Origin of the sequence: Nocardioides speluncae (assembly GCF_003121585.1) — a bacterium.
In the GTDB taxonomy this organism is placed as follows: domain Bacteria; phylum Actinomycetota; class Actinomycetes; order Propionibacteriales; family Nocardioidaceae; genus Nocardioides; species Nocardioides speluncae.
In genome coordinates this window covers 25,897-49,814 of record NZ_QEOO01000050.1, presented here as the reverse complement: position 1 = coordinate 49,814, position 23,918 = coordinate 25,897, and the positions used below count along the sequence as shown (strand labels likewise).

At 70.2% G+C, this 23,918-nt stretch carries 23 protein-coding genes; 14 read left to right on the top strand and 9 right to left on the bottom strand.

Annotation, left to right across the window (positions count from 1 at the left end; genetic code table 11):
• The first annotated feature begins 5 nt into the window (after positions 1-5).
• Together DDV73_RS26130 and DDV73_RS26125 are read left to right on the top strand one after the other, a co-directional pair.
• Positions 6-560, top strand: a complete 555-nt coding sequence (locus DDV73_RS26130; RefSeq protein ID WP_109510211.1) for a hypothetical protein — start codon at positions 6-8, stop codon at positions 558-560.
• 74 nt (positions 561-634) lie between these two features.
• Complete coding sequence (locus tag DDV73_RS26125) at positions 635-1,516, top strand: bile acid:sodium symporter family protein (protein ID WP_109510210.1); 882 nt, start codon at positions 635-637, stop codon at positions 1,514-1,516.
• Between the two features lie 12 nt (positions 1,517-1,528).
• Here the strand turns inward: DDV73_RS26125 and fahA are convergent, their stop codons facing one another.
• Positions 1,529-2,737 carry a fumarylacetoacetase gene (gene fahA / locus DDV73_RS26120; protein WP_109510209.1) on the bottom strand — a complete coding sequence of 403 codons (1,209 nt, stop codon included), beginning with the start codon at positions 2,735-2,737 and terminating at the stop codon, positions 1,529-1,531.
• Entirely contained in the window at positions 2,734-3,627 is an 894-nt protein-coding gene (locus tag DDV73_RS26115) for a hypothetical protein (protein WP_109510208.1), read from the bottom strand. The genes fahA and DDV73_RS26115 overlap by 4 nt, the downstream gene beginning before the upstream one ends.
• An 80-nt stretch (positions 3,628-3,707) precedes the next feature.
• Here DDV73_RS26115 and DDV73_RS26110 point away from each other — a divergent pair, with 80 nt between their 5' ends.
• The 7 genes from DDV73_RS26110 (at position 3,708) to DDV73_RS26080 (ending at position 8,833) form a co-directional block, all read left to right on the top strand.
• Entirely contained in the window at positions 3,708-4,931 is a 1,224-nt protein-coding gene (locus DDV73_RS26110) for a homogentisate 1,2-dioxygenase (protein WP_109510207.1), read from the top strand.
• An 86-nt stretch (positions 4,932-5,017) separates the two neighbouring features.
• Complete coding sequence (locus DDV73_RS26105) at positions 5,018-5,968, top strand: hypothetical protein (protein WP_154402919.1); 951 nt, start codon at positions 5,018-5,020, stop codon at positions 5,966-5,968.
• A 134-nt stretch (positions 5,969-6,102) separates the two neighbouring features.
• Complete coding sequence (locus DDV73_RS26100) at positions 6,103-6,762, top strand: type IV toxin-antitoxin system AbiEi family antitoxin domain-containing protein (RefSeq protein ID WP_109510205.1); 660 nt, start codon at positions 6,103-6,105, stop codon at positions 6,760-6,762.
• 117 nt (positions 6,763-6,879) lie between these two features.
• Positions 6,880-7,191 carry a DUF1905 domain-containing protein gene (locus DDV73_RS26095; protein WP_240617501.1) on the top strand — a complete coding sequence of 104 codons (312 nt, stop codon included), beginning with the start codon at positions 6,880-6,882 and terminating at the stop codon, positions 7,189-7,191.
• A 4-nt stretch (positions 7,192-7,195) separates the two neighbouring features.
• The gene (locus tag DDV73_RS26090) at positions 7,196-7,957 is read left to right on the top strand and encodes an alpha/beta hydrolase family protein (RefSeq protein ID WP_109510204.1); all 762 of its coding nucleotides are present in this window, start codon (positions 7,196-7,198) and stop codon (positions 7,955-7,957) included.
• A 55-nt stretch (positions 7,958-8,012) separates the two neighbouring features.
• Positions 8,013-8,456 (top strand): helix-turn-helix domain-containing protein, encoded by a 444-nt coding sequence (locus DDV73_RS26085; RefSeq protein ID WP_109510203.1) that lies wholly within the window; start codon positions 8,013-8,015, stop codon positions 8,454-8,456.
• Complete coding sequence (locus DDV73_RS26080) at positions 8,453-8,833, top strand: HepT-like ribonuclease domain-containing protein (RefSeq protein WP_109510202.1); 381 nt, start codon at positions 8,453-8,455, stop codon at positions 8,831-8,833. Before DDV73_RS26085 ends, DDV73_RS26080 begins: the two co-directional genes overlap by 4 nt.
• Here DDV73_RS26080 and nemA read toward each other — a convergent pair.
• Positions 8,800-9,906, bottom strand: coding sequence for an N-ethylmaleimide reductase (nemA, locus tag DDV73_RS26075; RefSeq protein WP_109510201.1), 1,107 nt, complete (start codon positions 9,904-9,906; stop codon positions 8,800-8,802). The two genes, DDV73_RS26080 and nemA, sit on opposite strands and share 34 nt — an antisense overlap.
• Before the next feature lie 119 nt (positions 9,907-10,025).
• Between nemA and DDV73_RS26070 the strand changes: the two genes are divergently transcribed.
• The gene (locus tag DDV73_RS26070; protein ID WP_109510200.1) at positions 10,026-10,949 is read left to right on the top strand and encodes a hypothetical protein; all 924 of its coding nucleotides are present in this window, start codon (positions 10,026-10,028) and stop codon (positions 10,947-10,949) included.
• 101 nt (positions 10,950-11,050) lie between these two features.
• Positions 11,051-11,599 carry a hypothetical protein gene (locus DDV73_RS26065; RefSeq protein ID WP_109510199.1) on the top strand — a complete coding sequence of 183 codons (549 nt, stop codon included), beginning with the start codon at positions 11,051-11,053 and terminating at the stop codon, positions 11,597-11,599.
• A 3-nt stretch (positions 11,600-11,602) separates the two neighbouring features.
• Here the strand turns inward: DDV73_RS26065 and DDV73_RS26060 are convergent, their stop codons facing one another.
• From DDV73_RS26060 to DDV73_RS26040, 5 genes are all read right to left on the bottom strand, one after another.
• Positions 11,603-13,162 carry a sigma-70 family RNA polymerase sigma factor gene (locus tag DDV73_RS26060; protein WP_109510198.1) on the bottom strand — a complete coding sequence of 520 codons (1,560 nt, stop codon included), beginning with the start codon at positions 13,160-13,162 and terminating at the stop codon, positions 11,603-11,605.
• Between the two features lie 84 nt (positions 13,163-13,246).
• Positions 13,247-15,199 carry a serine hydrolase gene (locus DDV73_RS26055; protein ID WP_109510197.1) on the bottom strand — a complete coding sequence of 651 codons (1,953 nt, stop codon included), beginning with the start codon at positions 15,197-15,199 and terminating at the stop codon, positions 13,247-13,249.
• Between the two features lie 123 nt (positions 15,200-15,322).
• Positions 15,323-16,537 carry an acyl-CoA dehydrogenase family protein gene (locus DDV73_RS26050; RefSeq protein ID WP_109510196.1) on the bottom strand — a complete coding sequence of 405 codons (1,215 nt, stop codon included), beginning with the start codon at positions 16,535-16,537 and terminating at the stop codon, positions 15,323-15,325.
• 28 nt (positions 16,538-16,565) lie between these two features.
• A complete protein-coding gene (locus tag DDV73_RS26045) occupies positions 16,566-17,282 on the bottom strand; it encodes a hypothetical protein (RefSeq protein WP_338066411.1) in 717 nt (238 codons plus the stop codon).
• A 603-nt stretch (positions 17,283-17,885) separates the two neighbouring features.
• On the bottom strand, positions 17,886-19,016 hold the full coding sequence (locus tag DDV73_RS26040; protein ID WP_240617489.1) for a glycosyltransferase: 1,131 nt from the start codon (positions 19,014-19,016) through the stop codon (positions 17,886-17,888).
• Positions 19,017-19,116: 100 nt separating this feature from the next.
• Between DDV73_RS26040 and DDV73_RS26035 the strand changes: the two genes are divergently transcribed.
• From DDV73_RS26035 to DDV73_RS26025, 3 genes are read left to right on the top strand one after another with little or no spacing between them, the layout of a single operon-like run.
• Positions 19,117-21,378: an FdhF/YdeP family oxidoreductase gene (locus DDV73_RS26035; RefSeq protein WP_109510194.1), complete on the top strand. Its 2,262-nt coding sequence runs from the start codon at positions 19,117-19,119 to the stop codon at positions 21,376-21,378.
• Positions 21,375-22,091, top strand: a complete 717-nt coding sequence (locus tag DDV73_RS26030; RefSeq protein WP_109510193.1) for an endonuclease V — start codon at positions 21,375-21,377, stop codon at positions 22,089-22,091. Before DDV73_RS26035 ends, DDV73_RS26030 begins: the two co-directional genes overlap by 4 nt.
• Before the next feature lie 32 nt (positions 22,092-22,123).
• Positions 22,124-23,086 carry a pirin family protein gene (locus tag DDV73_RS26025; protein WP_240617488.1) on the top strand — a complete coding sequence of 321 codons (963 nt, stop codon included), beginning with the start codon at positions 22,124-22,126 and terminating at the stop codon, positions 23,084-23,086.
• A 14-nt stretch (positions 23,087-23,100) separates the two neighbouring features.
• On the opposite strand, the gene DDV73_RS26020 is transcribed toward DDV73_RS26025, so the two are convergent.
• Complete coding sequence (locus DDV73_RS26020; protein ID WP_109510192.1) at positions 23,101-23,742, bottom strand: hypothetical protein; 642 nt, start codon at positions 23,740-23,742, stop codon at positions 23,101-23,103.
• Positions 23,743-23,918 lie beyond the last annotated feature (176 nt).

The window sequence follows — 23,918 nt, the reverse complement described above, 5'->3', positions numbered from 1 at the left end:
GACGCATGACCATCTCGATCAGCAGGCCCGTGACGGCCCTGCTCGCCGTCATCACCGCCGGCGTACTCGTCGTCGGTGGGTACGCCGCGCACGCGGCACTCGCCGACCACAACCCCACCCACGTGACCTTCTCCGGAACCACGGTCGCGGGCGTCAAGATCGCCACCAGCAAGACCGGCGCCTCGGTCACGGGACCGACCTGGACGACGGTCCCAGGGTCCGGAGTCTCGGTCTTGGTGCCGGCCGGCAAGTCCCGGCTGCTCACCGCTACCTTCGGCGGCGAGACCCAGTGCAGCGGCCCGTCGCTGAGCTGGTGCTCGGCGCGGATCGTCGTTCGGAAGAGTGGCGCCACCACTCCGGCCGAGCTCAACCCGAAGTCCGGCGCGGGGTACGCGATGGACGCTGGCAACAGCACCGACAACTGGGAGGGCCACTCGATGGACCGCTCGGGTGTGATCGGGGCCGGGAGCTGGCAGGTCTACGTCCAGCTCGCCGGCACCGACGGCACCACCTTCTACGTGGAGGACTGGCACTTCCGGGTGCAGATCTTCAACCGCTGACGGGTCATCCACGGGTGCGGGCAGCTCCCTGGAAGCGGTAGTACGGGTCGTGGGCGCCACATAGGGTCCCCAGCATGGACACCGTCATCCTCACGGTCGGGATACCGCTGACGCTGGCGGTGATGATGTTCGGGCTCGGTCTGGACCTCACACTCGGCGACTTCCGCGACGTGTGGCGCCGGCCGCAGGCAGCGCTGGTGACGCTGATCCTGCAGATCGGCATCCTCCCGGGTCTCTGCTTCGGCCTGATCGAGCTGTTCCGGCTCGACCCGCTGCTGGCGGTCGGCATGATGCTGGTCGCCGCCAGCCCGGGCGGGATCATGGCCAGCGTCTTCAGCCACCTGTTCCGTGGCGATGTCGCGCTCAACGTCGCGGTGACCATCGTCAATACGCTGGTCGCGATCTTCACCTGGCCGCTGGTGATGGAGCTGGCGGTCAACTACTACGGCGTGGGGGCCGACATCACCGTTCCCGTCGTCGAGGTGCTGAAGGTGCTGCTGGTCGTGCTGGTGCCGGTGGCTCTCGGGATGCTGGTCCGGGCCCGCGAGTCGGCGTGGGCCAAGCACCGCCAGCGGCCGTTCCGGTCGGCCACCCTGGTCGCGGTGGCGCTGCTGGTGGTCGCCGGCGTCGTCGACCAGCGCAACAACATCGTCGGGTACATCGAGGACGCCGGGCTGATCGTGCTGGTGTACGCCGCCCTCAGCTTCGCGCTCGGATTCTTCCTGCCGCTGCTGCTCGGGGTGGACCGGCGGCGCGCGGTGTCCTGCTCGATGGAGCTCGGCGTACACCAGTCGGCGCTGGCGCTGCTGATCGCCAGCCAGGTGATCGACAACGACCGGGTCGCGATCCCCTCGGCGCTCTACAGCCTGTTCTCGCTGATCATGGCCGGCTTCTGGGGGCTGGCCATCCGCGGGAAGCGGGACGCGTACGTCGGCCGGCGGCGGGTCGAGGTCTAGTGGGCATACCCACTAGCTCACGACCTCGCCGGCGACCTCGCCGAGCGCGATCCGGCCGCCGAGGGTGCCGGGCGCGGTGTAGCGCAGTACCACCCGGTCGCCGTCCTCGAGGAAGGTCCGGGTGTCGTCGCCGACCGCGAACGGCTCCTTGCCGCCCCAGCTCAGCTCGAGCAGCGAGCCGCGCTGCTCCTTGTCCGGGCCGGAGATGGTGCCGGAGGCGAACAGGTCGCCAGTGCGGAGCGAGGCGCCGTTGACCGTCATGTGGGCCAGCATCTGGGCGGGCGACCAGTACATCGAGGAGTACGGCGGCCGCGAGACGACCTCGCCGTTGAGCTCAACCTCGACGCTGATGTCCAGCCCGGCCGGGCCGTCGACGGCGAGGTAGGGCAGCGGGGCCGGGTCCTGGCCGGGCAGGTCGACCCAGGCCGCGTCGAGCGCGGCGAGCGGGGTCACCCACCGCGAGATCGAGGTCGCGAAGGACTTGCCGAGGAACGGGCCGAGCGGCACGTATTCCCACGCCTGGATGTCGCGTGCCGACCAGTCGTTGAGCCCGACGACGCCGAACACGTGGTCGGCGAAGGACGCGGCCCCGACCGGCGTACCGAGCGCCGAGGGGGCGCCGACCACGAAGCCCAGCTCGGCCTCGATGTCCAGCCGGGCGCTCGGCCCGAAGGTCGGCGCGGTGGCATCGGGTGCCTTCCGCTGGCCGGACGGCCGGACGATCGGCGTACCGGAGGGGACGACGGTGCCGGCCCGGCCGTGGTAGCCGACCGGGAGGTGCCGCCAGTTCGGCAGCAGCGGCTCCTGGTCGGGCCGGAACATCTTGCCGACGTTGGAGGCGTGGTCGAGCGAGGCGTAGAAGTCGACGTAGTCGGCGACCTCGACCGGCGGCAGCAGCTCGACCTCGTCGAGCGGGATCAGGTGCGGCTCGACCAGGTCGCGCTCGGTCTCGTCGGTCAGCAGCCCGGTCAGCCACTGCCGCAGCGAGCGCCAGGCGAGCGGCCCCTCGGCCATCAGCGGGTTGAGCGACCGCTCCTCGAACACGTGGTGCAGGTCGAGCATGTCGGCAGCCGACACCGGCGTCGCGTCCAGCACGAAATCGCCGATCCGCACCCCCACCCGCGGGTCCTCGTCGGCGCGGGTGAACACGCCGTACGGCAGGTTGTCGACGTCGTACGGCGAGCCCGCCGCCCCTTCGACCCAACTTGTCGGCGTCGTCATCTGTCGTCTCCCTCAGTGGCACCCGTCACAAGACCTAAGGCCATCAGATCATCCAGGGGCTCGGCAATGCTGCAGGACCCGTACGACGTGAACCAGCGCCGCGCTCCGGTCAGGTCGACGGAAGCCGCGTCGTCCAGCAGTCGCCGAGAGTCGCGCTGTTCGAGCGTGGCCCGGGCGTCCGGGACCGATGCGCCGGCCAGGTACTGGGCGGTCGCGACCAGGATGTTGAGGAACCCGTGATGGTCGAAACCGTCGTCGCCGGTGTGCCGGACGGCGCGGTGCAGGCCGGCGGTGCACTTGAACGGGATCGCGTGGGCCTGCGCGAGGTCGAGCCAGTCGGCGAGGACCGCGGGCTCCGGGAAGAGATCCGCCTCGAGGCCCCCGGTGCGCAACTTGAGGCGGAAGTCGTGCTCGACGAGGACGTCGATGGGGTCGCCCCAGTGGCCGAAGTAGCCGGTGTTCGGGAGCTCGACATAGATCGGGGTGTCGAAGTCGAGCACGCCCTCGGACCGCGCGGCATCCACCGCGACCGCGACCCGCCGGACACCGCCGACCAGGTCGTCGGGATCGCGCAGCGCGACCTCGAGTGCGGCCAGCGTCCGCGGCGCCTTGCCGGCCAGCTTGGCCGCCCCGGCGATGGCCCCCGCGCCGCCGGTGAGGACCACGGAGACGGCCACCGACTGTGTGCCCGACGGAGTCACCGACGGCAGGTCGGTGTCCTTGACGACCAGCGGCCCGACCAGATCGGCGTACCAGCTCGCGCGGTAGCCGAGGTGGGCGGCGATGGCGTCCGGAAGCGGGCTGTTGCCGGGCGGGAAGATCGCGGCGTCGTCGATGAAGCCGGACCAGAGAGACGGAATCCGGGCGGGAGGGGCGACAGGGGTGGACACGGGCGCTAGCCTAGCCGTGACGCAAATACCGGACTTAATCGTCCGATAATCGATCAGGTGAACTCTGGGAGGCTGGATACATGGCGCACTATCGGCAGGTCGGCGAGGTCCCGCCCAAGCGGCACACCCAGTTCCGCGACCCCGACGGCAAGCTGTACCGCGAGGAGCTGATGGGCGAGGAGGGCTTCTCGTCGGACTCCTCGCTGCTCTACCACCGGGGCGTGCCGTCGGCGATCGTCGGCTCCGAGGTGTGGGAGCTGCCGTCGCAGGAGCGCACCCCCAACCATCCGCTCAAGGCGCGCCACCTCAAGCTGCACACGCTCTTTTCCGCCGGTGCCGATGCTGTCGAGGGTCGGCGGCTGGTGCTCGGCAATAACGACGTCCGGATTTCGTACGTCGTGACCGGCACCGAGGCCTCGCCGTACTACCGCAACGCGATCGGCGACGAGTGCGTGTACGTCGAGTCCGGCACCGGCACCGTCGAGACGGTCTTCGGCGCGCTGAGCTACCGCGCCGGCGACTACGTGCTGATCCCGCGCGCGACCACGCACCGCTGGCTCCCGGCCGAGCCGTCGAGGCTCTACCCGATCGAGGCCAACTCCCACATCGCGCCGCCGAAGCGGTACCTGTCGCGCTACGGGCAGTTCCTGGAGCACGCGCCGTACTGTGAGCGCGACCTGCACGGACCGGGCGAGCCGCTGCTCGCCGACGGTGAAGATATTGATGTCCTCGTCAAGCACCGGGTCACTAGCCAGCCGGGCGGCATCGGCGGAAGCAGGATGACCTACGCGACGCACCCGTTCGACGTGGTCGGCTGGGACGGCTGCCTCTACCCGTACACGTTCAACATCGAGGACTACATGCCGATCACCGGCAAGATCCACCAGCCGCCGCCGGTGCACCAGGTCTTCGAGGGCCACAACTTCGTGGTCTGCAACTTCCTGCCGCGCAAGGTTGACTACCACGAGCTGGCGATCCCGGTGCCGTACTACCACTCCAACGTCGACTCCGACGAGGTGATGTTCTACGTCGGCGGCGACTACGAGGCGCGCAAGGGCAGCGGCATCAACGTCGGCTCGATCTCGCTGCACCCGGGCGGCTACGCCCACGGCCCGCAGCCGGCGGCGATCGAGGCCTCGCTCGGCGCCGAGTACTTCGACGAGTCCGCGGTGATGGTCGACACCTTCCAGCCGCTCGACCTGGGCGAGGGCGGCATCGCGGCCGAGGACCCGGCGTACGCCTGGACCTGGGCCGGCCGGTCCAACGGAAACGGCGACGACCCGGCGGTCTTCTCTAACTCCTGAAGCGCTCACGGGTAAACCGATCGGGGCGCTCATCGCGTCCTTCATCGACGAGGCGGAGCAACCGCCCACCCTCCCGAGGAGACAGAATGCTTGGTCGATCTCAGTCAGCTCGCTACCGCCTGGTGGCCGCGTCCGTGACCTTGGCTGCCGGGCTGGCGCTGGTGGCCGCGCCGGCCGGCGCCGTACCCGATCATCGCGACCCCAAGGCCTCGTCGCCGACCAAGGGCCCGGCCGCCGCGGACTGCAGCACCAGTCTCTTCGGGGTCAGTACCGGCAACCGGATCATGTCCCGCTCCCTGGAGGACGACCGGGTGGTCGGCAACCATGCTGTCCCGAGGAGACTGCCTTTCGCGGTGACCAGCATGGGATACGGCGAGTCGGCCAGCGACATCAACGGCTCCTTCGTCGAGATCCTGAGCCAGAACGCCGATCGGACGCCGCGGCTGATCACGGTCCGGTACCGGAACAACTTCGACGACGGCAGGTGGACGGCTCGGCCGCTGGCCAACCGCGACTTCCGGCACCGGCTGCTGACCGGCAGTACTTCGAACTACTTCGCCGTCGACGCGAAGGGCGTCCTGCGGCGGTGGCACCTCCTGCGCAACGACCGCGGCCAGCGCTACCTCGGCTCGGGCAAGGCGGTCCGCCGCGGTCTGGGCGGCCTGAAGACCCTGACCCACTACGGCACCTTCGTACTGGGCGGGTTTCACACGGCGGTTCTGTTCGGTACGACGCGGTCCGGTGGGCTCGTCCAGATCAGGGTGGTCGACCGCAACACCGACCGGACCGACGAGCCGGTCGGCCAGGTCCGCCTGGTGTGGCTGCGGAAGACCGGGTACGGGAGGTACGACACCGCCACGGTCGGCAACTGCAACTGGACCTACAACCAGGCGGCGATCACCTTGGTCGACCGCGACGGGGACCGGGCGCGCACCTACAAGCTGTCCCAGGCGCTGACCGCTCCGTCGGGGAAGCGCCTGGTCGACGTCGGCCAGGTCGGGCCGAACGCACACTGGCAGCTCCGCGCCGCCTTCTGACGGCAAGGGCCACACCGAAGGGCAAACAGAGCGCCGGAGCACCAGATCTGGCCGATCGGCCGCTGTTTGCCCTCGGTTGTGGCCCCTGTGGATGACGAGGTGCGCTGACTCGCCCGACGGTGCAGGCTCGCCCCATGGATCCGGTGGCGGCACTCGAGCGGCTCGGCGGCGTAGCCTCGCACGCCGACCTGCGCCGCCTGACCAGCCGCAAGCGACTCCGTACGGCGCTGAAGTCCGGCCAGGTGCGGCGGCTGCGGCGTGGCCACTACATGCTCACCGAAGCGGACCGCGCGCTGGTCAAGGCCCGACGGATCGGCGGCGTCGTCTCGCATCTCAGCGCCGCACAGCTGCACGGCTGGGAGGTCGCGTTCCCACCGGCTCTGCCCTGGGTCACCGTGCCGCGCAGCCGCGTGGTTCCCGACCGCCACGGTTGTCACCTGTTCTGGGCCAACCTCGACGGTGAGTCCGGCGACCTCACCTCGCCGGTCCGCACCGTGCTCGACTGCGCCCGGCGGCTGCCCTTCGGCCCGGCGCTCGCCGTCGCCGACTCAGCGCTCCGGCATCGCGACGTCTCGCCGGAGAGGCTCGTCGCGGAGGCCGACCAGATCCGCGGCAAGGGGCTGCCGCCGCCCGCCGGGTGGCCGCCATGGCCAGCCGGCTCGCCGCGAACCCCTTCGAGTCGGTGCTCCGCGCACTGGCGCTGGAGGCCGGCCTCGACGTCGTCCCCCAGGCCCCGGTCCACACCGACGACCGGATCGTTCACCCAGACCTGGTCGACCGCGGCCGCCGGATAGTCCTGGAAGCAGACTCCTGGGAGTTCCACACCGGCAAGGACGCGTTCGAGCGTGACTGCCGGCGCTACAACGCGCTGGTGCTCGACGGTCAGGCGAGTGTCGGTGCCGCGCGGCATGATGCACAGCGTGGAGACTTTCGAGTTCACCGCCGAGCTGTGGGAGTGGGACGCGCAGGGCGGCTGGTTCTTCGTGACCCTGCCGCCCGACCTCAGTGAGGACGTCCGCTTCGACGCCGGTCCGCCGCGCGGGTTCGGCTCGGTGCGGGTGGAGGTGACCGTGGGCAGTACGACGTGGCGGACCTCGGTCTTCCCGAGCAACGAGACCGGCTCGTTCGTGCTGCCGGTCAAGAAGGCGGTACGCCGCGCCGAGGGGATCGACGCCGGTGACCCGGTTGCGGTGTCGCTCACCCTGGTGGACGCGGCACCATAGGCCCATGGCCGAACGCGTGAGCTTCCCCAGTGTCTCCGGCGAGAAGCTCGCGGGACTGGTGGACCTACCGGTCGGGGAGGTGCGCGGCTGGGGCGTGTTCGCCCACGGCTTCACGCTCGGCAAGGACTGCCCGGCCGCGGCTCGGATCTGCAAGCAGCTCGCGGCCGAGGGCGTCGGCATGCTCCGCTTCGACAATCTCGGCCTCGGCGACTCCGAGGGCGACTGGGGCAGCGGGTCGTTCTCCCACAAGGTCGCCGACACCGTCGAGGCGGCGAAGTTCATGGCGGCCGAGGGACGGCAGATCGAGCTGCTGGTCGGCCACTCGTTCGGCGGCGCCGCCGTACTCGCCGCCGCCCGCCAGATCGAGGGCCTGCGAGCCGTGGTGAGTATCGGCGCACCGGTCGAGCCGCGCCATGTCGAGCACAACTACGACGCCCTGCTCGACCGGGTGCACGCCGACGGTCAAGCCGAGTGGGTCGTCGGCGGCAAGGCGCTGACGCTGCGCCGCGACTTCGTCGAGGACGTACGCCGCGCGGACCTGCGCGAGAAGATCCAGACCCTGAAGATGCCGCTGCTGGTCATGCACTCGCCGACCGACAACACCGTCGGCATCGCCAACGCCAGCGAGATCTTCCGGACCGCCCGCCACCCGCGCAGCTTCGTCTCCCTCGAAGGCTCCGACCACCTGCTGACCAAGCCCGGCCAGGCCCAGCGCGCCGCCCGGATAATCAGCGCCTGGGCCGACCAGTACCTCGCGATGGACTGAGTGGAGCCGTCGCGCACCACCGACTCTCGACATACCAGACGGTATAGTCAATGGCATGAACGACGTACGCTCCATCCGTCTGGCCGCCGGCCTGTCTCAGGCGGAGCTTGCCCGCCGGATCGGAACCTCGCAGCCGAGCATTGCGGCCATGGAGTCCGGACGGCGCAACCCATCGCCAGCCATGCTCGTGAGGTTGCGGGCCGCAGCGAAGCCCCGACCGTCACGCGTGCTGGCCGAGCACCGGGATGCCATCCTCGCTCTTGCTCATGAGCACCAAGCGACCGACGTCCGGGTCTTCGGCTCGGTGGCCCGCGGTGAGGACGTGTCGGGTAGCGATATCGACCTGCTCGTTCGATTCACCGCAGACGCCGATGTCTTCGACCTGGCTGACCTGGTCGCCTCCCTCGAGGAGCTCACCGGACTCGACGTGGATGTGGTGTCGGAGGGTGGCCTGGCGCCTGGTCCCAATCCGATCAGAGACCAGGCAGTCGCCCTGTGACCCTCGATGAGCGTACGACGCGCATCTTGCGCGACCTGGTCACGTTCGCCGCCATGGCGGAGCGGTTGGTCGCGCGGGGCAAAGAGGAATACGACGAGGACGAGACGCTGCGGCTGGCCGCGGAGGCAATCCTCCACAAGATTGGCGAGGCAGTGTCGCGGCTGCCCGACGAGTTCCTGGCCGACCATCCGGAGGTCCCCTGGCGCGCCATGAAGGCGACCCGAAACATCGTGGCGCACAAGTACGAACAGGTCGACTACGAGATTCTGTGGCGAGGTCTCGCTGTCCGTCTGCCGACTGAGATGGAAAGCATCCGGGCTGTGATCGCCGCCGAGGAACCGGCTCAGTCGACGGGCGAGGAAACGAGCGCGGGGTAGTCGGTGTAGCCCTCGGCTCCGCCGCCGTAGAACGTCGCCTTGTCCGGCGGGTTGAGCTGTGCGCCGCTCGCCAGCCGGTAGGGCAGGTCGGGGTTGGCCAGGAACGGCCGGCCGAACGCGGCGGCGTCGATGAAGCCGGCCTCCAGCAGCCGCTCCGCCTTGGCGAGGTCGTAGCTGCCGGCGCCCACGATCACGCCGGAGTACGCCGCGCGCAGGGCCTTGCGGAACTCGTCGGTGTGCTGCGGTCCGCCCGCCCAGTCCGGCTCGGACAGGTGCAGGAAGGCGATGCCGCGCTGGTCGAACTGCTCGGCGAGATGGAGGCCCATCTCCTGCCCGGCGACGTCGTCGATGCCGTTGAAGATGCCGAGCGGCGAGATCCGGATGCCGACCCTGTCCGGGGACCACTCGCCGACGACCGCGTCCAGCACCTCCAGCGGCAGTCGGGCCCGGTTGGCCAGGGACCCGCCGTACTCATCGGTGCGGTGGTTGCTCTCGGCCGACATGAACTGCTGAAGCAGGTAGCCGTGCGCGCCGTGGATCTCGACCAGGTCGAAGCCGGCCTCGCGGGCGTTGCGGGTGGCGCGCCGGTAGTCCTCGAGCAGCCGTGGGATCTCCGCGGTCTCCAGAGCGCGCGGCGTCGGACACGGCACCCGGACGACTTGCCCGTCCTCGCCGATCACCGAGGTCCGGCCGCCGAACGGCAGCGCGCTGGCCGAGACCGGCAGCGCGCCGCCCTCGTGGAGCGACTCGTGGGAGACCCGGCCGACGTGCCACAGCTGCAGCGCGATCCGGCCGCCGGCGTCGTGTACGGCGTCGGTGATCCGCCGCCAGCCCGCGACCTGCTCGTCGCTGTAGATGCCCGGGGTGTCGCCGTACCCCTTGGCCTCCGGCGAGACCTGGGAGCCCTCCGCGATCACCAGTCCGGCGCTGACCCGCTGGACGTAGTAGGTCAGCATCAGCTCGTTGGGTACGTCGCCCGGCTGGGTCGCCCGCATCCGCGTCAAGGGCGCCATGAACACCCTGTTCGGGACGTCGAGGGCACCGACGGTCAGCGGCTCGAACAGTGTCGTCATGTGGGTCGGAACTTTGGCCCGTGAGGCGCGTATTCCCGTTTGCCGGACGATTGTCGGTGGCTCGGGTTAGCGTCGGGCCGTCCGAGTGCGTGGGCACTCACCGAACACGGGGGATTACCTTGAATCTTCGTCGTACCCTGCTCACCGCAGCCGCCTCCGCGGCCACCGGTCTGACCCTGCTCGCGGCGCCCGTCGCCGCGCAGCCGGTGCTGGCCGACGACCCGACCGTCACCGCCCGGGCTGCCTCGTCGGCACCCGTCTGCGAGACCGCCGTCTATGCCTTCACCCAAAGTCAGCGGTTCGTCCGCCGCGTCGTGCGCAAGACGACGGTGCCTCAGAAGGACTACCTGTCGACGACCTCGATGCGGTTCAAGGTGAAGTCGTCGGCGCACGCGTTCGCGCCTCGCGACAACCAGGTGGGCGTGCTCACGGTCAACGGTGACTTCCGAGCCCGTCACCTCGTCTTCAGCGTCAACAGGCAGACCAAGAAGTACAAGCTCGTGCAGACCAAGGTCCTGCTCAACCGCAACTTCCGGCAGCGCCTGATCGTGCCGGCATCGGGTGCCAACTACTACACCGTCGACCCGGCCGGCACTCTCCTGCGTTGGGAGTTCTTCCGGAACTCGAAGGGGCAGCTCTTCCTGGGCAACCGGACGCTCGTCAAGCGCGGCCTCGGCAACCTCAAGACCCTGGCCTACTACAAGCAGGCGAGGTTCGACGGAGTCGCCTACAACGTGCTGGTCGGCACCACCAAGCAGGGCGCGGTCCAGCAGATCCGGGTGCCCGTGCAGAACCCAGCGAGGACCAAGGTGCTCACGCTCCAGGCGACGGGCTTCAAGCGCTACGAGGCGATCTCGCCGAGCATCTGCATGGTCGACGGCAAGCCCGACTGGAACCACGCGACCCTCACCATGATCGACACCGACTCGAACCTGGCCCACTTCTACGGCCTGAAGCCGTTCCTGCGGCCGGCCGAGCCGGTGATCACCAACCACGGCCGGATCGCGCGGTCGCTCAACTGGCGTCTGCACGCGGCGTACTGACTGCCTGAGGCCGGCTGCCGGGCTGATCCGCGGGGCGTTCTGGGAAACCCTGGGGCTCTGCGGCTTCCGTCTGGCAGTCGGGTCAGGCACGATTGCGAGCCATGTCCGTCAAGCTGCTGCCCGGGATCGGCGCGATGCTTCCAGGCGGGCTGACGCTGGAGTTCGGCGCCGGCCCGGAGAAGGCGCTGGAAGTCCTGCGCGCATCGGCGGCCCACCTCACCGCGCAGCGGACCTGCTTCGGCGGCGAGATGGATGGCCGGCGAAGCCTGCCGGACGCCCATGAGAGCTGGCTGAGCGGCCTGGTGTTCTACCCGGAGTGGGACTTCGTCGCCGAGGTCGGGTCGATCGCGGTCCGGCTGCTGGGCGGCGGGCCGGGTGAGACCGGCCGGCTGTCCTGCATCGAGGCCCACGGCTTCGAGTCGGGTGGCGAGATCGCGCTGGACGGCGTCCAGCTCGCCGGCATCGCGGTCGACGACCTGGGCCTGACCATCCCGGACCTGTCCCGGCAGCCACCCGGCGCCGTGGTCTCCGAGCAACTGGCGCTGCGGCTGCGGCTGCAGCGCGAGCGGGTCACCACCGTGCTGCTGTACGACGGCCGCCCGGAGACCTGGGCGGCCTGCTGTGCCGGCCGGGCCCGGTGCCTGGCCTAGAACTCACTGGGGCAGGGTGATGGTCAGCGTGAGCCCGCCGGGGTTGAACGTGATCGTCATCGGGTACTCCGTCCGCGGCGTGCGCCCGCTGACCGACAGCACGACCAGAACGGTCTCGTCCTCTGCCAGCGAGCCGGAGGCCGGGCTGACCGTGACGTAGTTGCTGCTCGAAGTAGCCGTCCATTTCTCCACTGGCCCGCCGACGGCGGTGAGCTGGACCCGACCGTTGCTTCCGGGAGCGATCGCCACGCTCGTCCGGTCCAGCCTGAGCGTCCCGACCGGATCGTCCGGCGGCGTCGTCGGTGGGTCGCTGGTCGGCGGCGCGGTGGTCGGGTTCCGGGTTGGCTCCCTGGTCGGGGTGGGCCGGTCCGGGGTCGGATCGGCCGAGGTCGGCGTACCCGGAGTCGGGTCGTCCGGCATGGACGGCGTCTCGCCGTCGGTGGGCGTGGTGGTCGGCGACTCGGAGGCGGTCGGCGAGACGAGGGCGGAGTCGGTCGGGGACAGGGTGTGGTTGGTGAGCACCTCGTACGACGGCTCGGTGCTGGTCTGGTCGGGCAGCGCCTGCCGCGACACCACCTCCTGGTCCGGTGTCCGGGCCAGCGCCAGCCAGCTGATGGTGCCGACCGACCCGATCAGCAGGAGTACGCCGAGCAGCACCAGCGCGCCGCGGCGCCGGCGGGAGCCCATCGCGCCGGGGAAGCCGCCGTCCCGGTCGAACGGTCCGGCTCGCTGGGCCAGCGGCCGGGAGGCCGAGACCAGGTCCAGGTCGTCGCTGAACAGCCGGTCCCGCACCAGGACCGGCGCGGCGACCAGCGGCAGCACGGACAGCAGCGCGGCGGGGGAGACCTCGCGCTTCTGGACAGCGGAGCAGGTGGCGCAGGAGTCGACGTGCCGGGCGATCCGCTTGCGCCAGAGCGCGTCGAACTCGCCGTCCCAGCCGGTCAGCAGCTGGTCCAGCTCGCCGCAGGACTGGCGGCCGTGCCGGGCGACGCTCAGCGCGCCGAGCGCCCGCTCGAACTGGCCGCGGACGCGCGAGAGCATCGCGTGCGCCGCGTTGTCGGTCACCCCGAGCGCGGCCGCCACCTCGGGGGCCCGCAGGTCGTGCCGCAGGCCGAGGTCGAACACCTCGCGGTCCTTGGGGCTGAGCCCGGCGGCCGCGGCAGTGACGAGCGTCCGCAGGTCGGCGCGGTCGAGATCGCTGGACATGTCGGGGCTCCCTTCTGCTTCGGCCGCCGCGAGAGCGGGGTGGGTCGATCCGTCGTCGTACTCCAACGGGTCCCGGCGCTTGGTCTGGCGGAGCACCCGCAGACACTCGTTGCGGGCGATCGCGTACAGCCAAGGCCGGAGCCGCTCGGGGTCGCGCAGCCCGGGAGCCTTCGCCTGCGCGATCAGGAAGGTGTCGTGCGTGACGTCAGCCGCGGCCGCCGGGTCGGCGGCGCGCAGCATCCCGTGGGCGTAGTCGTGGATCCGGTCGGCGTACGCCGAGTACGCCGCCTCCAGTCCACGTCGTACCGTCCCCTGGTCGTCGGCGACGAGCAGGGCGACGATGTCGCTGTCACGCATGACCCTCAACCTATTCCTGTTGGTGCGGGTCTGGGCGGGGAACTCGGTGAGTTCCCCGCCTGACCCAACCCCCGTTGGTCTTGCTTAGCCGAGGCTGTCGAGGACCAGTGCCCCGATGTCCTGGCCGAGGCCGGTCGCCGACTGATCGCCGGACCGGTCATTCATCATCACCGCGACCGAGATGCCCTTCGCCGGGTAGAGCCGCAGGTAGGCGAGGTTGCCGGTCCAGGAGCCGTTCTTGGCGACCACCTGGGTGCCGTCCTCGGTGCCGGTGCTCCAGCCGTGGGCGTAGTTGCTCGCGCCGTTCGGCGGGGTCCACATCTCGGTCCGCGACGCGGCGGACAGGATCTGGCCGCCGATCAGCTTCGACCCGAAGCCGGCCAGGTCGGCCGCCGAGGAGTCGATGCCGCCGCCGTAGACCTTCCAGTCGTTGTTCGGGGTGTCGACCTCGTCGTTGCCCGAGGTGTAGATCGACATCCGGTGCACCGACGCCGAGAAGTTCTGCGGGCCGAGCGTGCCGAGCTTGAAGGGCGTGGTCAGCTTCTTGCGGACCAGGTCCTTCTGGTCGTCGTTGCCCGCTGCCTCCATGGCGGCGGCGGCCAGCGTGTAGCCGTGGGTGCTGTAGTTGTACGCGACCCCGACGTTGGCCTGGCTGCAGACCAGGTCGTCGTCCCAGAACTCCTCGGCGGCGTCCAGGGCGGTGGCGTAGTCCTCGTTGGCGAAGCCGTCCTGCCCGCTGACGTAGTGCCGCACGCAGCCGCGGTTGGCGAGCAGGTCACCGATCGAGTGCGAGTGCTTGGACGGCATCGCCGGGACGTGGTCACGGGTGTCGTCGTCGATGTCGAGCAGACCCTGCTCCTGCATCCGGAAGGCCAGCGTGCCGGCGACGGCCTTGCTCACCGAGGCGGTGGAGCCGACGTGGGTGGAGTCCATCCAGACGCCGTCGTCGAGGTCGGCGTTGCCGAAGCCGCGGGTGTAGACGGCCTTGCCGTTCTGGTAGACGGCCACGCTGATGCCCGGTACGCCGGTCGAGTCGAGCTCCTGCTGCACCAGGGCGTCCACGTCGCTGCGCAGCGACCACTTCACCTTGTTGTCGTCGTTCTGCCGCCACACCGCGCTGTAGCGGGTGCCGGACGCGGTCTGGTAGCGGTTGAAGGCGACGACCCGGTAGCCGAGGTCGCGGTAGCGGTACCAGTAGTTCTTGTACGACGTCAGGCCCATGTCGCGGCGCGCGGCCCAGCCGCGGCCGTTGGTGTTTTGGATCCAGATGCCGGCGTACCGCTGGCCACTGGAGACCTTGAGCGAGTCGAAGCTGAGGACCCGGTACTTGGACTTCAGCTCGTCGAACTTGTTGCCGTAGCCGGTCGAGGTCAGCCCGCGGTAGAGCTTCCACGAGGTGCGCGCGGGTGCCTTCACCCAGACCGAGTTGTAGCGCAGGCCGCTGGAGGTCAGGTACTCGTCGTAGTCGACCGGCATCAGCCCGGCGTCACGGTGCGCGTTGAACGACGCCACGAACTGGGCGTTGGTCTGGCCGCGGTGCGAGGCCCAGCTGTAGCCCTCGACGTTCTTGATCCAGATGCCGGCCCAGCGGCGCTCGCCGTTGACCAGGTAGGTCTCCTGCTCGACGGTCCGCATCCCGGCGTTCTTGGCCGAGGTCCACTCGGAGTGGAACTGCGACGAGGTGAGGTTGCGCTTCTCCTTCCAGGAGCGGCCGTCCGGGTTCTTCTGCCACACCGAGCCGACGGCGTACCCGCTGTTCGTCTCGATGTCGATGTCGGTCGGGATGTAGCTCGACTTGAGCGCGTTGAAGGTGGTGGAGAAGCTCACCGAGGACTGGTCGCGATAGGAGTACCAGCTCGTCGAGTTCGGGTCGAAGGCAGACGCCGGTACGCCGGGCACCGAGCTCGCCGGTGTGGTGGTGGCGAGCGTGCTGGCGGCGGTGAGGACGGCAGCGGCCCCGGCCACTGCCGCGGTGACGCGCCGGGTCCGGCTCTGCGTGGGGCGGGTCAGGTGGGGGGCGTGGAAGGGAGTGCGCATCGGTGGCTCCTAGGTGTGTGTCGCGTTTGGGGACACAGGTAGGAGGAGCACCGAGAAGCGATCCCAATAACTTTCCAAAGTAAAACTCCAGAAAGTTTCTGGGATCGGGTTTAGGCGCGCGGCCTAGCGGATCTGTACGCCGGACACCGTGCGCGCGATGACCAGCCGCTGGATCTCCGAGGTGCCCTCGAAGATCGTGAAGATCTTGGCGTCGCGGGCCATCCGCTCGACGGGGTAATCGCGGGTGTAGCCGTTGCCACCGAGGATCTGGATCGCCTGCTCGGTGACTCGGACCGCGACCTCGCTCGCATAGAGCTTGGACATCGAGCCCTCCGCGGCGTCGAAGGACTTGCCGGTCGCCGCCATCCACGCCGCCCGCCACACCAGCAGCCGGGCCGCGTCGATCGAGGTGGCCATGTCGGCGAGCGTGAACGCGACCGCCTGGTTGTCGATGATCGGCCGGCCGAACTGCTCGCGCTGCTTGGCGTAGTCCAGCGCGTACTCGTACGCCGCTCGGGCCACGCCAACCGCCTGGGCGCCGACGCCGGGCCGGGTGCGCTCGAAGGTCGCCATCGACGGCTGGCTGCGGCCGGTGCGGGTGCCCTCGCGGGCCCGGGCCAGCCGCTCGTCGAGCTTCTCCTTGCCACCGAGCAGGCAGCGGCCGGGGATCCGGCAGTTGTCGAGGACGACCTCGGCGGTGTGCGAGGCGCGGATGCCATGCTTGGCGAACTTCTGGCCCTGGCTCAGCCCCTTCGTGCCGGGCGGGACCACGAAGCTGGCCTGGCCGCGCGACCTCAGCTCGGGCTCGACGACCGCGGTGACGACGTGGACGTCGGCGATGCCGCCGTTGGTGGCCCAGGTCTTGGTGCCGTTGAGCACCCACTCGTCGGTCGCCTCGTCGTACGTCGCCTTGGTGCGCATCGCGCCGACGTCCGAGCCGGCGTCGGGCTCGGAGGAGCAGAACGCCGCGACCTTGACGTCGCCCGGCGTACCGAACATCTGCGGCACCCACTCCATCAGCTGCTCGTCGGTGCCGTTGCCGCGGACCGCTGCTGCCGCGAGCGTGGTGCCGACGATGGACAGGCCGATCCCGGCGTCGCCCCAGAACAGCTCCTCCAGCGTGAGCGGGATGCCGAGGCCGGTCGGGTCGAAGGCCTGGGTGGCGAAGAAGTCGAGCGAGTAGAGCCCGATCTTGGCGGCCTCCTCCACGATCGGCCACGGGAACTCCTCCCGCTCGTCCCACTCGGCGGCGGCCGGCCGGATCACGTCGGCGGCGAAGGTGTGCACCCAGTCGCGCAGCGTGGTCTGGTCCTCGGTGAGCTCGAACGACGCAGTCATGGTGGGAGCCTACGGTCCCGCCCACCCGTCAGAAGTCAGGTTCGTTGTCACCGGTGGTGAGCCATGGCTGGGCGGAGCCGCCCACCACGTTGGAGCAGCCGGTGCCACCGATCGCGCTCGTGCTGTACGGGCTGCGCTTGAACAGCGGCACGACCTGGCCGCGATAGCCGGTCCAGCGGCGCGTGCCGTCGCGCATGACTGCCGAGACCCGGTTCTCGGTCAGCGCGTTGCCGTGGCTGGGGCACTCGTAGCCACCGGATGGCTGGGTGCTGGTGCAGCCGCGGGGCACGCCGGCGCTGGCGCTGGCGCACCTGAACTTCTCGATCCGGTCGTAGTAGACGCCGTCGGTCGGGGCGCCGGCGTGGTAGAAGGTGTTGCCGGTGACGGTGTTCGAGTGGGCGTCGTTGCGGGCCTTGATCGGCGAGCCGCTGACAACCGTGAAGTCGTTGTCGCGGATCAGGTTCTTCTGCGACCAGTCCTTGATGTAGAAGGCGTGAATCAGGTCGAGCTCGTTGCCCTTCTGGGCCGGGTCGTCGACAGACTCGAGCAGCTTGAAGGTGTTGTTGCGGAACGAGTTGGCGCTGGAGTTGCTCAAGGCCACCGCGTAGTTGCCCCGGAGTGCGGTGCTCCCGGCCACGGTCTGTGACGGCGCCGCGCCGTTCCAGTTGTAGCGGTCGCCGAGCCGATAGAACGTCATGCCGTAGAGCGAGTTGTTGTTGAACGGCGTGCTGTCGGCGCGCCGCATTCCGCTGGCGACCGTGGTGCCGCCCTGGAGAGCGAGCCCGTTGGAGTAATTCTGGATCTTGAGGTGGCGGAAATGCAGACCCTCGCCGGGGCCGGTAGCTGCCTTCGGCGCCGCGAAGAACCAATAGACGCCGTGCTCCTTGGCCCAGGTCGTCCCGCTGGTCGGGCCGACGAAGACGGGCAGCTCGGCGGGGCCGCCGTACCGCCGGTGTCGGTGGTCGGCAGGAAGGTGATCTTGTGGTTGGGGACGAGCGTGCTCCAGTACGTCCCGGCGGCCTTCGAGTAGGTGCCGGGTGCGATCCGTACCTCGACATCGGCGTCCGGCCGGCTCTCGGCGATGACCTGCTCGGCGCGCTCCAGGGTCTTGACCGCGGCCGCCAGCGTGAGGCCGGTGTTGACGTCGCTGCCGGTCGTCGAGACGTAGACGCGGAACACCGTTTCGGCGGCTGGTTCGGACGCATTCGCGGGACCGACCACGACAGCGGACGCCGTGGCGACGAGGAGGGAGACGAACCTACGGAGCTTCAAGGATCGGCCTTTCGAGACGTCGGGAAGGGATGGCATTTCGTCTCGTGTGACGCCGCGAACGCCGGAAGGGTTCGCCTCAGGCGTCGAGAGCCCGGGGCCGTGCGTACGGCGCGGAGCTGGCCAGCTCGCTGTGCAGCGCGAGCATGCTGTCGATGGTCCGGTGCCACGGGAACTGCTCGGCGCGGCGGCGGGCGGCGACCCGGCGGGCGGCCTCGGGACGCGCGGCCAGCTCGAGTACGGCGTCGGCCAGGGCCTCCGGCTCGGGTGCCGCCCAGGCGCCGGACTCCTCGTCGACCAGCTCGCGGGCGCCGCCGACCGAGGCGGTGACCACCGGCGTACCGCTGGCCAACGCCTCCAACACCGCCAGCCCGAACGTCTCGCTCGGGCAGACCGAGAGCGAGATGTCGGCCTCGGCGATCCGTCGGCTGAGCTCCTCGCGGGAGTCGACGTGGCCGTGGAAGACCACCGGTGCGCCGCCGGCGATCTCCTCCAGCTCGTCGCGGTGCGGGCCCTCGCCGTACACGTCCAGCCGCAGGGGTACGCCGCGCCGGTGCAGCGCGACCGCGGTGGCGACGGCCAGGTGCGGCGACTTCTCGCGGGACAGGCGCCCGAAGTGGACCAGGCGGAGCACTTCGCTCGTCCCGCCGGCGACCGGCCGGAACGTCTCGAGGTCGACGCCGAGTGGCACCCGCAGGATCGGGCAGCCGACGGCGGCGGCCGGGATCCGGAACTCCTCGCGGGCGTACTCCGAGGTGGTCACGATGGTGTCGAAGCTGCGCACCAGGACCCGGTTGAGCAGCTTGATCGACACCTTCGCGCTGGTCTCGAAGCCGCTGCGCATCGCGAACATGTGGTCCATCCGCTCGTGCGAGAGCAGCAGCGAGCCGATGCCGTTGCGGCGCGCCCAGCGGGCCACCGGCACCAGGGTCAGCTTGTCGTTGAACTCCACCGAGGTGGGCCGGAACTGCTCCAGCACCTCGGTCACCCGCCACGGCTCCACGATCAGCCGGTAGCTGCTGCCGAACATCGGCGCCCGGAGCTGGACGACGTCACCGGCCGGGGTGCTGGTGCGGGCGTCGTACGGGCCGGGGATCACGAGCAGCCGCTGAGCGCCGGCAGCGACGTAACCCTCGCCCAGCGCGTTCACCGCGACCTTCATGCCACCGGACGCGGGGCCGATGAAATTGGCAAGCTGGGCGATTCTCACGGGGCGACCGTCCCAGCGCGCAGTGAACGAGCCGTTATCTCTGAGTTGCTGTGACGTGGCCGCTGGGCGCCGTCGTACGCCGCGGGGGATGATGGCGAGCATGACCCGCGCACCTCGCCACGACATCGACGAGTCCAAGGTCGAGGTCGGGCACCCGCACGACTCCGCCGCCGGCCCGGAGGCGGTGGCGGTCGCGCTGAAGCGGGCGGTCGACCAGATGGGGGCGGTCCGGGCGACCAAGGCGCTGACCAAGCTCAACCAGGCCGACGGGTACGACTGCCCGGGCTGTGCCTGGCCGGAGACCGAGCACCGGCATCCCGCGGAATTCTGCGAGAACGGCGCGAAGGCGGTCGCCGAAGAGGGCACCAGGCTCACCATCGGCGGGAGGTTCTTCGCCAAGCACCCGGTCGCCGAGCTCGCCGAGCGCACCGACTACTGGCTCGGCCAGCAGGGCCGGCTGGTCGAGCCGCTAGTGCTCCGGGAGGGCGCCACCCATTACGAGCCGATCGAGTGGGATGACGCGTTCGCGCTGATCGCGTCGCACCTCCAGGCGCTGAACTCGCCCGACGAGGCGCTGTTCTACACCTCCGGCAAGACCTCCAACGAGGCCGCGTTCGTCTACCAGCTGTTCGCCCGCGCCTTCGGCACCAACAACCTGCCCGACTGCTCCAACATGTGCCACGAGTCGTCCGGCACCGGTCTGATCGAGACCATCGGCATCGGCAAGGGCTCGGTGTCGATCGAGGACATCCACCAGGCCGAGCTGATCGTGGTCGCCGGCCAGAACCCCGGCACCAACCACCCGCGGATGCTGTCAGCGCTTGAGATCGCCAAGGGCAACGGGGCGAAGATCATCTCGGTCAACCCGCTCCGCGAGGCCGGGCTGGTGCGATTCAAGAACCCGCAGCGGCCGCGCGGAATGATCGGCGGTGGCACCAAGCTGGCCGACCTGCACCTGCCGGTGCGGATCAACGGCGACCTGGCGCTGTTCCAGGCGATCGGCGCGCTGCTGCTGGACTGGGATGCGCTCGACCGGGAGTTCATCGACACCTACACCACCGGATTCGACGAGTACGCCGCCCACGTCGGAGCCCTGGACTGGGACGCCGTACACGCCGCGACAGGGCTGGACCGCGCGCAGATCGAGGAGGCGGCGGCGTACTTCCGCGACTCCGCGGCGACCATCGTGTGCTGGGCGATGGGCATCACCCAGCACAAGAACGCCGTCGCGACGGTCAAGGAGATCGTCAACGTCTCGCTGCTGCAGGGCAACATCGGCAAGCCCGGCGCGGGCATCTGCCCTGTGCGCGGCCACTCCAACGTGCAGGGCGATCGCACGATGGGCGTCTGGGAGCGGGTGCCGGACTTCTTCCTCGACGCGCTGCGCGACGAGTTCGGCTTCGAGCCCCCGCGCCACCACGGCTTCGACACCGTCGACTCGGTCCGGGCACTGCGCGACGGCCGGGCCCGGGTGTTCATGGGGATGGGCGGCAACTTCGTGGCCGCCGTCTCCGACACGTCCGTGACCGAGGCGGCGATGCGGAAGGCCGACCTCACCGTCCATGTCTCCACCAAGCTCAACCGGTCACACGTCGTCCACGGCCGCGAGGCGCTGATCCTGCCCGTGCTCGGCCGCTCCGAGCGTGACCGCACCGGCGGCCGCGACCAGCGGGTCTCGGTGGAGGACTCGATGTCGGCCGTGCACGTCTCCCGCGGCCCGCTCAAGCCCGCATCCCGCGCGCTCAAGTCCGAGGTCGACATCGTCTGCTCGCTGGCGGAGGCGGTCGGCCTGGACGCGATCCCGTGGGCGTCGTTCCGCGAGGACTACACCGAGATTCGGCGCCGGATCGGCCGAGTGGTGCCCGGCGCCGCGGCGTACGAGGAGAAGGTCGAGCAGAAGACCGGGTTCGTCCTCCCGCACCCGCCCCGCGACTCGCGCACCTTCCCGACCGCCTCCGGGAAGGCCGTCTTCTCGGTCAGCCCGCTGGAGGTGCTCGCCGTGCCGGACGGCCGGCTGCTGCTCCAGACGCTGCGCTCGCACGACCAGTTCAACACCACGATCTACGGGCTCGACGACCGCTACCGCGGCGTGAAGGGCGGCCGCCGGGTCGTCTTCGTCCACCCCGACGACATCGCCGACCTCGGTCTCACCGACGGCGGCCGGGTCGACCTGGTGAGCGAGTTCGAGGGAGTCGACCGTCGCGCGGCCGACTTCCGGATCGTCTCCTACGACCAGCCGCGCGGCTGCGCCGCGGCGTACTACCCCGAGACCAACCCGCTGATCCCGCTCGACTCGGTCGCCGACGGCAGCAACACCCCCACCTCCAAGTCGGTGATCGTCCGGCTCGAGCCCGCGGAGTGACAGCCGACTGGCCCGCGACCGCCGAAGAGGCGATCGCCGAGCAGCTCCGGCTGCGGGACCAGGTGGTCGACGCCGTGCCCGACGGCTTCGCGTCGCGGACGGCGGCCGGGTTCGACGTCCACTACGACGGCGACCAGGCGGTGGGAGCGGTCGTCGTACTCGACCTGGACTCGCTGGCCGTCGTCGACCAGGCGGCGGTCCGCGGAGAGGTCGGATTCCCGTACGTCCCCGGGCTGTTCGCCTTCCGTGAGCTGCCGCTCCTGCTGCCGGCGTTGGAGCGGCTGGACACCGCACCCGACGTCCTGGTCTGTGACGGCCAGGGGATCGCGCATCCGCGACGGTTCGGGCTGGCCTGTCACGCCGGAGTGCTGACCGGCCTTCCGTCGATCGGCGTGAGCAAGTCGCCGTTCGGCGACTACGCGGAGCCGGGGCCGGACCGCGGCGACTGGACCGCGATCACCGACGAACGGTGGCCGATGGGCCGGGCCTTGCGCACCCGGGCCGGCGTCAAGCCAGTGTTCCTGTCGATCGGGCACCTGATGGACATCGAGGCCGCCACCGAGCTGGTCCTGAGGCTGACTCCGCGGTTCCGCCTCCCCGAGACCACCCGGCATGCCGACCGCCTCTGCCGGCAGGCGCACGCTCCGGCCAAAACCGGTCGACAAATTCGTCCAAACCTCTCGACTCGGTCGGCTGGACGCGCCGAAAGGTGACGGCATTACCCCTAGCGAGCAACGATGGGGCCGTGACGTTCTCGGCGCCGGAGATCATGACCCCGCGTGATGTGCCCCTGGGTGGGCTGCGCGCGATGCGGGTGCGGCGTACCTTGCCGCAGCGTCATCGGTCGCTGATCGGAGCCTGGTGCTTCGCCGACCACTACGGCCCGGACGAGGTCGCAGACACCGGCGGGATGCTGGTCCCGCCGCACCCGCACACCGGCCTGCAGACGGTCAGTTGGCTGTTCACGGGCTCGGTCGAGCACCGCGACAGCGCCGGCAACCACGCACTGGTGCTGCCCGGAGAGCTCAACCTGATGACCGCCGGCAGCGGGGTCAGCCACTCCGAGGTGTCGACCCAGGCCACCAACGTCCTGCACGGCGTCCAGCTCTGGGTGGCGCTGCCGGATGCGACCCGCAACGGCCCGGCCCGCTTCGACCACTACAAGCCGTCGCCGGTGCGCGGGCCGGGCTGGGAGGCGCGCGTCTTCCTCGGCTCCGCGTTCGGCGACACCGCACCGGTGCCGACCAGTACGCCGCTGCTCGGCGCCGAGCTGATGATCGCGCCCGGACGGACGCTGCGGATCGACCTCGACCCGGCCTTCGAGCACGGCGTGCTCCTCGACACCGGCGTGGTCGCGGTCGGCGAGGACCCGGCCGTCGAGCTGAAGTCAGCCGAGCTGGCCTACCTCGCGCCGGGCCGGGACCACGTCGAGATCACGGCGTACGACGAAGCCAGGATGCTGCTGCTCGGTGGTGAGCCGTTCGGCGAGCCGATCGTGATGTGGTGGAACTTCGTGGGCCGCACCCACGAGGAGATCGTCGGCTTCCGCGAGGAGTGGCAGCAGCAGATCGCCGGCGGCGGCCCGGGCGGGGTGGTCGGCGATAGCCGGCTCGTGGAGCCGGGCCGGTTCGGCGTCGTGGTCGGCGACCACCTGGCCCCGATCCCCGCACCTCCGCTCCCCAACGCCCGTCTCAAGCAGCGCCGCTAGGCGCCGACTCGGCGTTAGAGGCCGAGGTTGGTGCGGGCTTCGTCGACCCAGCCCGCGACGGCGACGGCTCCGCTCTCGGCGGCGACGTTGGCGGCCTCGTCCAGCAGTGCCGGCGCCGCACCGGCGTCGTCGTCCTCCGCGGCCAGGTAGGCGAGCCCGACCAGGTTGGCCGCAACGCCGGGCAGGAAGCCGACCTTGCGACGCAGCTCGGTCGACTCGGACATCAGCCTCCGGGCCTCAGACAGCCGTCCGGCCGCCTGCTCGACGAACGCCGTGTGACGCAGCACGTAGGACCGCGTCAGGTCGTCGCCGGCGGCGACCGACAGCTCCTCGGCCCGCTGCAGCAGCGGCAGGGCGGTGTCGTGGTCGTCGTGCAGCACCTGGTGGTACGTCGCCAGCCAGAACCGCGCCTCGGCCTCACCGCGGCCGTCGCCCGACGCGGCATACAGGTCGATCGCGCGCTCGAACAGCCCGCGCTCGGCGGGGTGCTCGTCGCGGTCGGTGAGGTACGACGCGTGCAGCAGCCGACCGCGGGCCAGAGCGACGTCCGCCTCGACCGAGTCCAGCTGGCGATGCCCGGCGATGACCGCGTCGGCATCGCCCGCGAAGACCGCCCGCTCGTACAGCTCCTGCGCTCGCTCCAGCCGCTGGTCCATCGACTCTCCCTGGTCTCTTGCTAGTGGGCATCTCCGGAAGTTCATCGGGGTCTGAGCGGCCATGGCACGCACATCGCTGCGTTGTCGTCGGTCGACGGGCCACCGGCCCGCCTCCCTCCGACGCCTTGCGCTGCACGCACCCTGACCACTCAGACCCTCGAAGAACTTCCGGAGAT

Bases quoted from the DNA above. Each gene is read 5' to 3' on its own strand.
- DDV73_RS26130 (WP_109510211.1), top strand. From the start codon at position 6: ATGACCATCTCGATCAGCAGGCCCGTGACGGCCCTGCTCGCCGTCATC.
- DDV73_RS26125 (WP_109510210.1), top strand. From the start codon at position 635: ATGGACACCGTCATCCTCACGGTCGGGATACCGCTGACGCTGGCGGTG.
- fahA (WP_109510209.1), bottom strand. From the start codon at position 2,737: ATGACGACGCCGACAAGTTGGGTCGAAGGGGCGGCGGGCTCGCCGTAC.
- DDV73_RS26110 (WP_109510207.1), top strand. From the start codon at position 3,708: ATGGCGCACTATCGGCAGGTCGGCGAGGTCCCGCCCAAGCGGCACACC.
- DDV73_RS26105 (WP_154402919.1), top strand. From the start codon at position 5,018: ATGCTTGGTCGATCTCAGTCAGCTCGCTACCGCCTGGTGGCCGCGTCC.
- DDV73_RS26100 (WP_109510205.1), top strand. From the start codon at position 6,103: ATGGATCCGGTGGCGGCACTCGAGCGGCTCGGCGGCGTAGCCTCGCAC.
- DDV73_RS26095 (WP_240617501.1), top strand. From the start codon at position 6,880: ATGCACAGCGTGGAGACTTTCGAGTTCACCGCCGAGCTGTGGGAGTGG.
- DDV73_RS26090 (WP_109510204.1), top strand. From the start codon at position 7,196: ATGGCCGAACGCGTGAGCTTCCCCAGTGTCTCCGGCGAGAAGCTCGCG.
- DDV73_RS26085 (WP_109510203.1), top strand. From the start codon at position 8,013: ATGAACGACGTACGCTCCATCCGTCTGGCCGCCGGCCTGTCTCAGGCG.
- nemA (WP_109510201.1), bottom strand. From the start codon at position 9,906: ATGACGACACTGTTCGAGCCGCTGACCGTCGGTGCCCTCGACGTCCCG.
- DDV73_RS26065 (WP_109510199.1), top strand. From the start codon at position 11,051: ATGTCCGTCAAGCTGCTGCCCGGGATCGGCGCGATGCTTCCAGGCGGG.
- DDV73_RS26060 (WP_109510198.1), bottom strand. From the start codon at position 13,162: ATGCGTGACAGCGACATCGTCGCCCTGCTCGTCGCCGACGACCAGGGG.
- DDV73_RS26055 (WP_109510197.1), bottom strand. From the start codon at position 15,199: ATGCGCACTCCCTTCCACGCCCCCCACCTGACCCGCCCCACGCAGAGC.
- DDV73_RS26050 (WP_109510196.1), bottom strand. From the start codon at position 16,537: ATGACTGCGTCGTTCGAGCTCACCGAGGACCAGACCACGCTGCGCGAC.
- DDV73_RS26045 (WP_338066411.1), bottom strand. From the start codon at position 17,282: ATGCGGCGCGCCGACAGCACGCCGTTCAACAACAACTCGCTCTACGGC.
- DDV73_RS26035 (WP_109510194.1), top strand. From the start codon at position 19,117: ATGACCCGCGCACCTCGCCACGACATCGACGAGTCCAAGGTCGAGGTC.
- DDV73_RS26020 (WP_109510192.1), bottom strand. From the start codon at position 23,742: ATGGACCAGCGGCTGGAGCGAGCGCAGGAGCTGTACGAGCGGGCGGTC.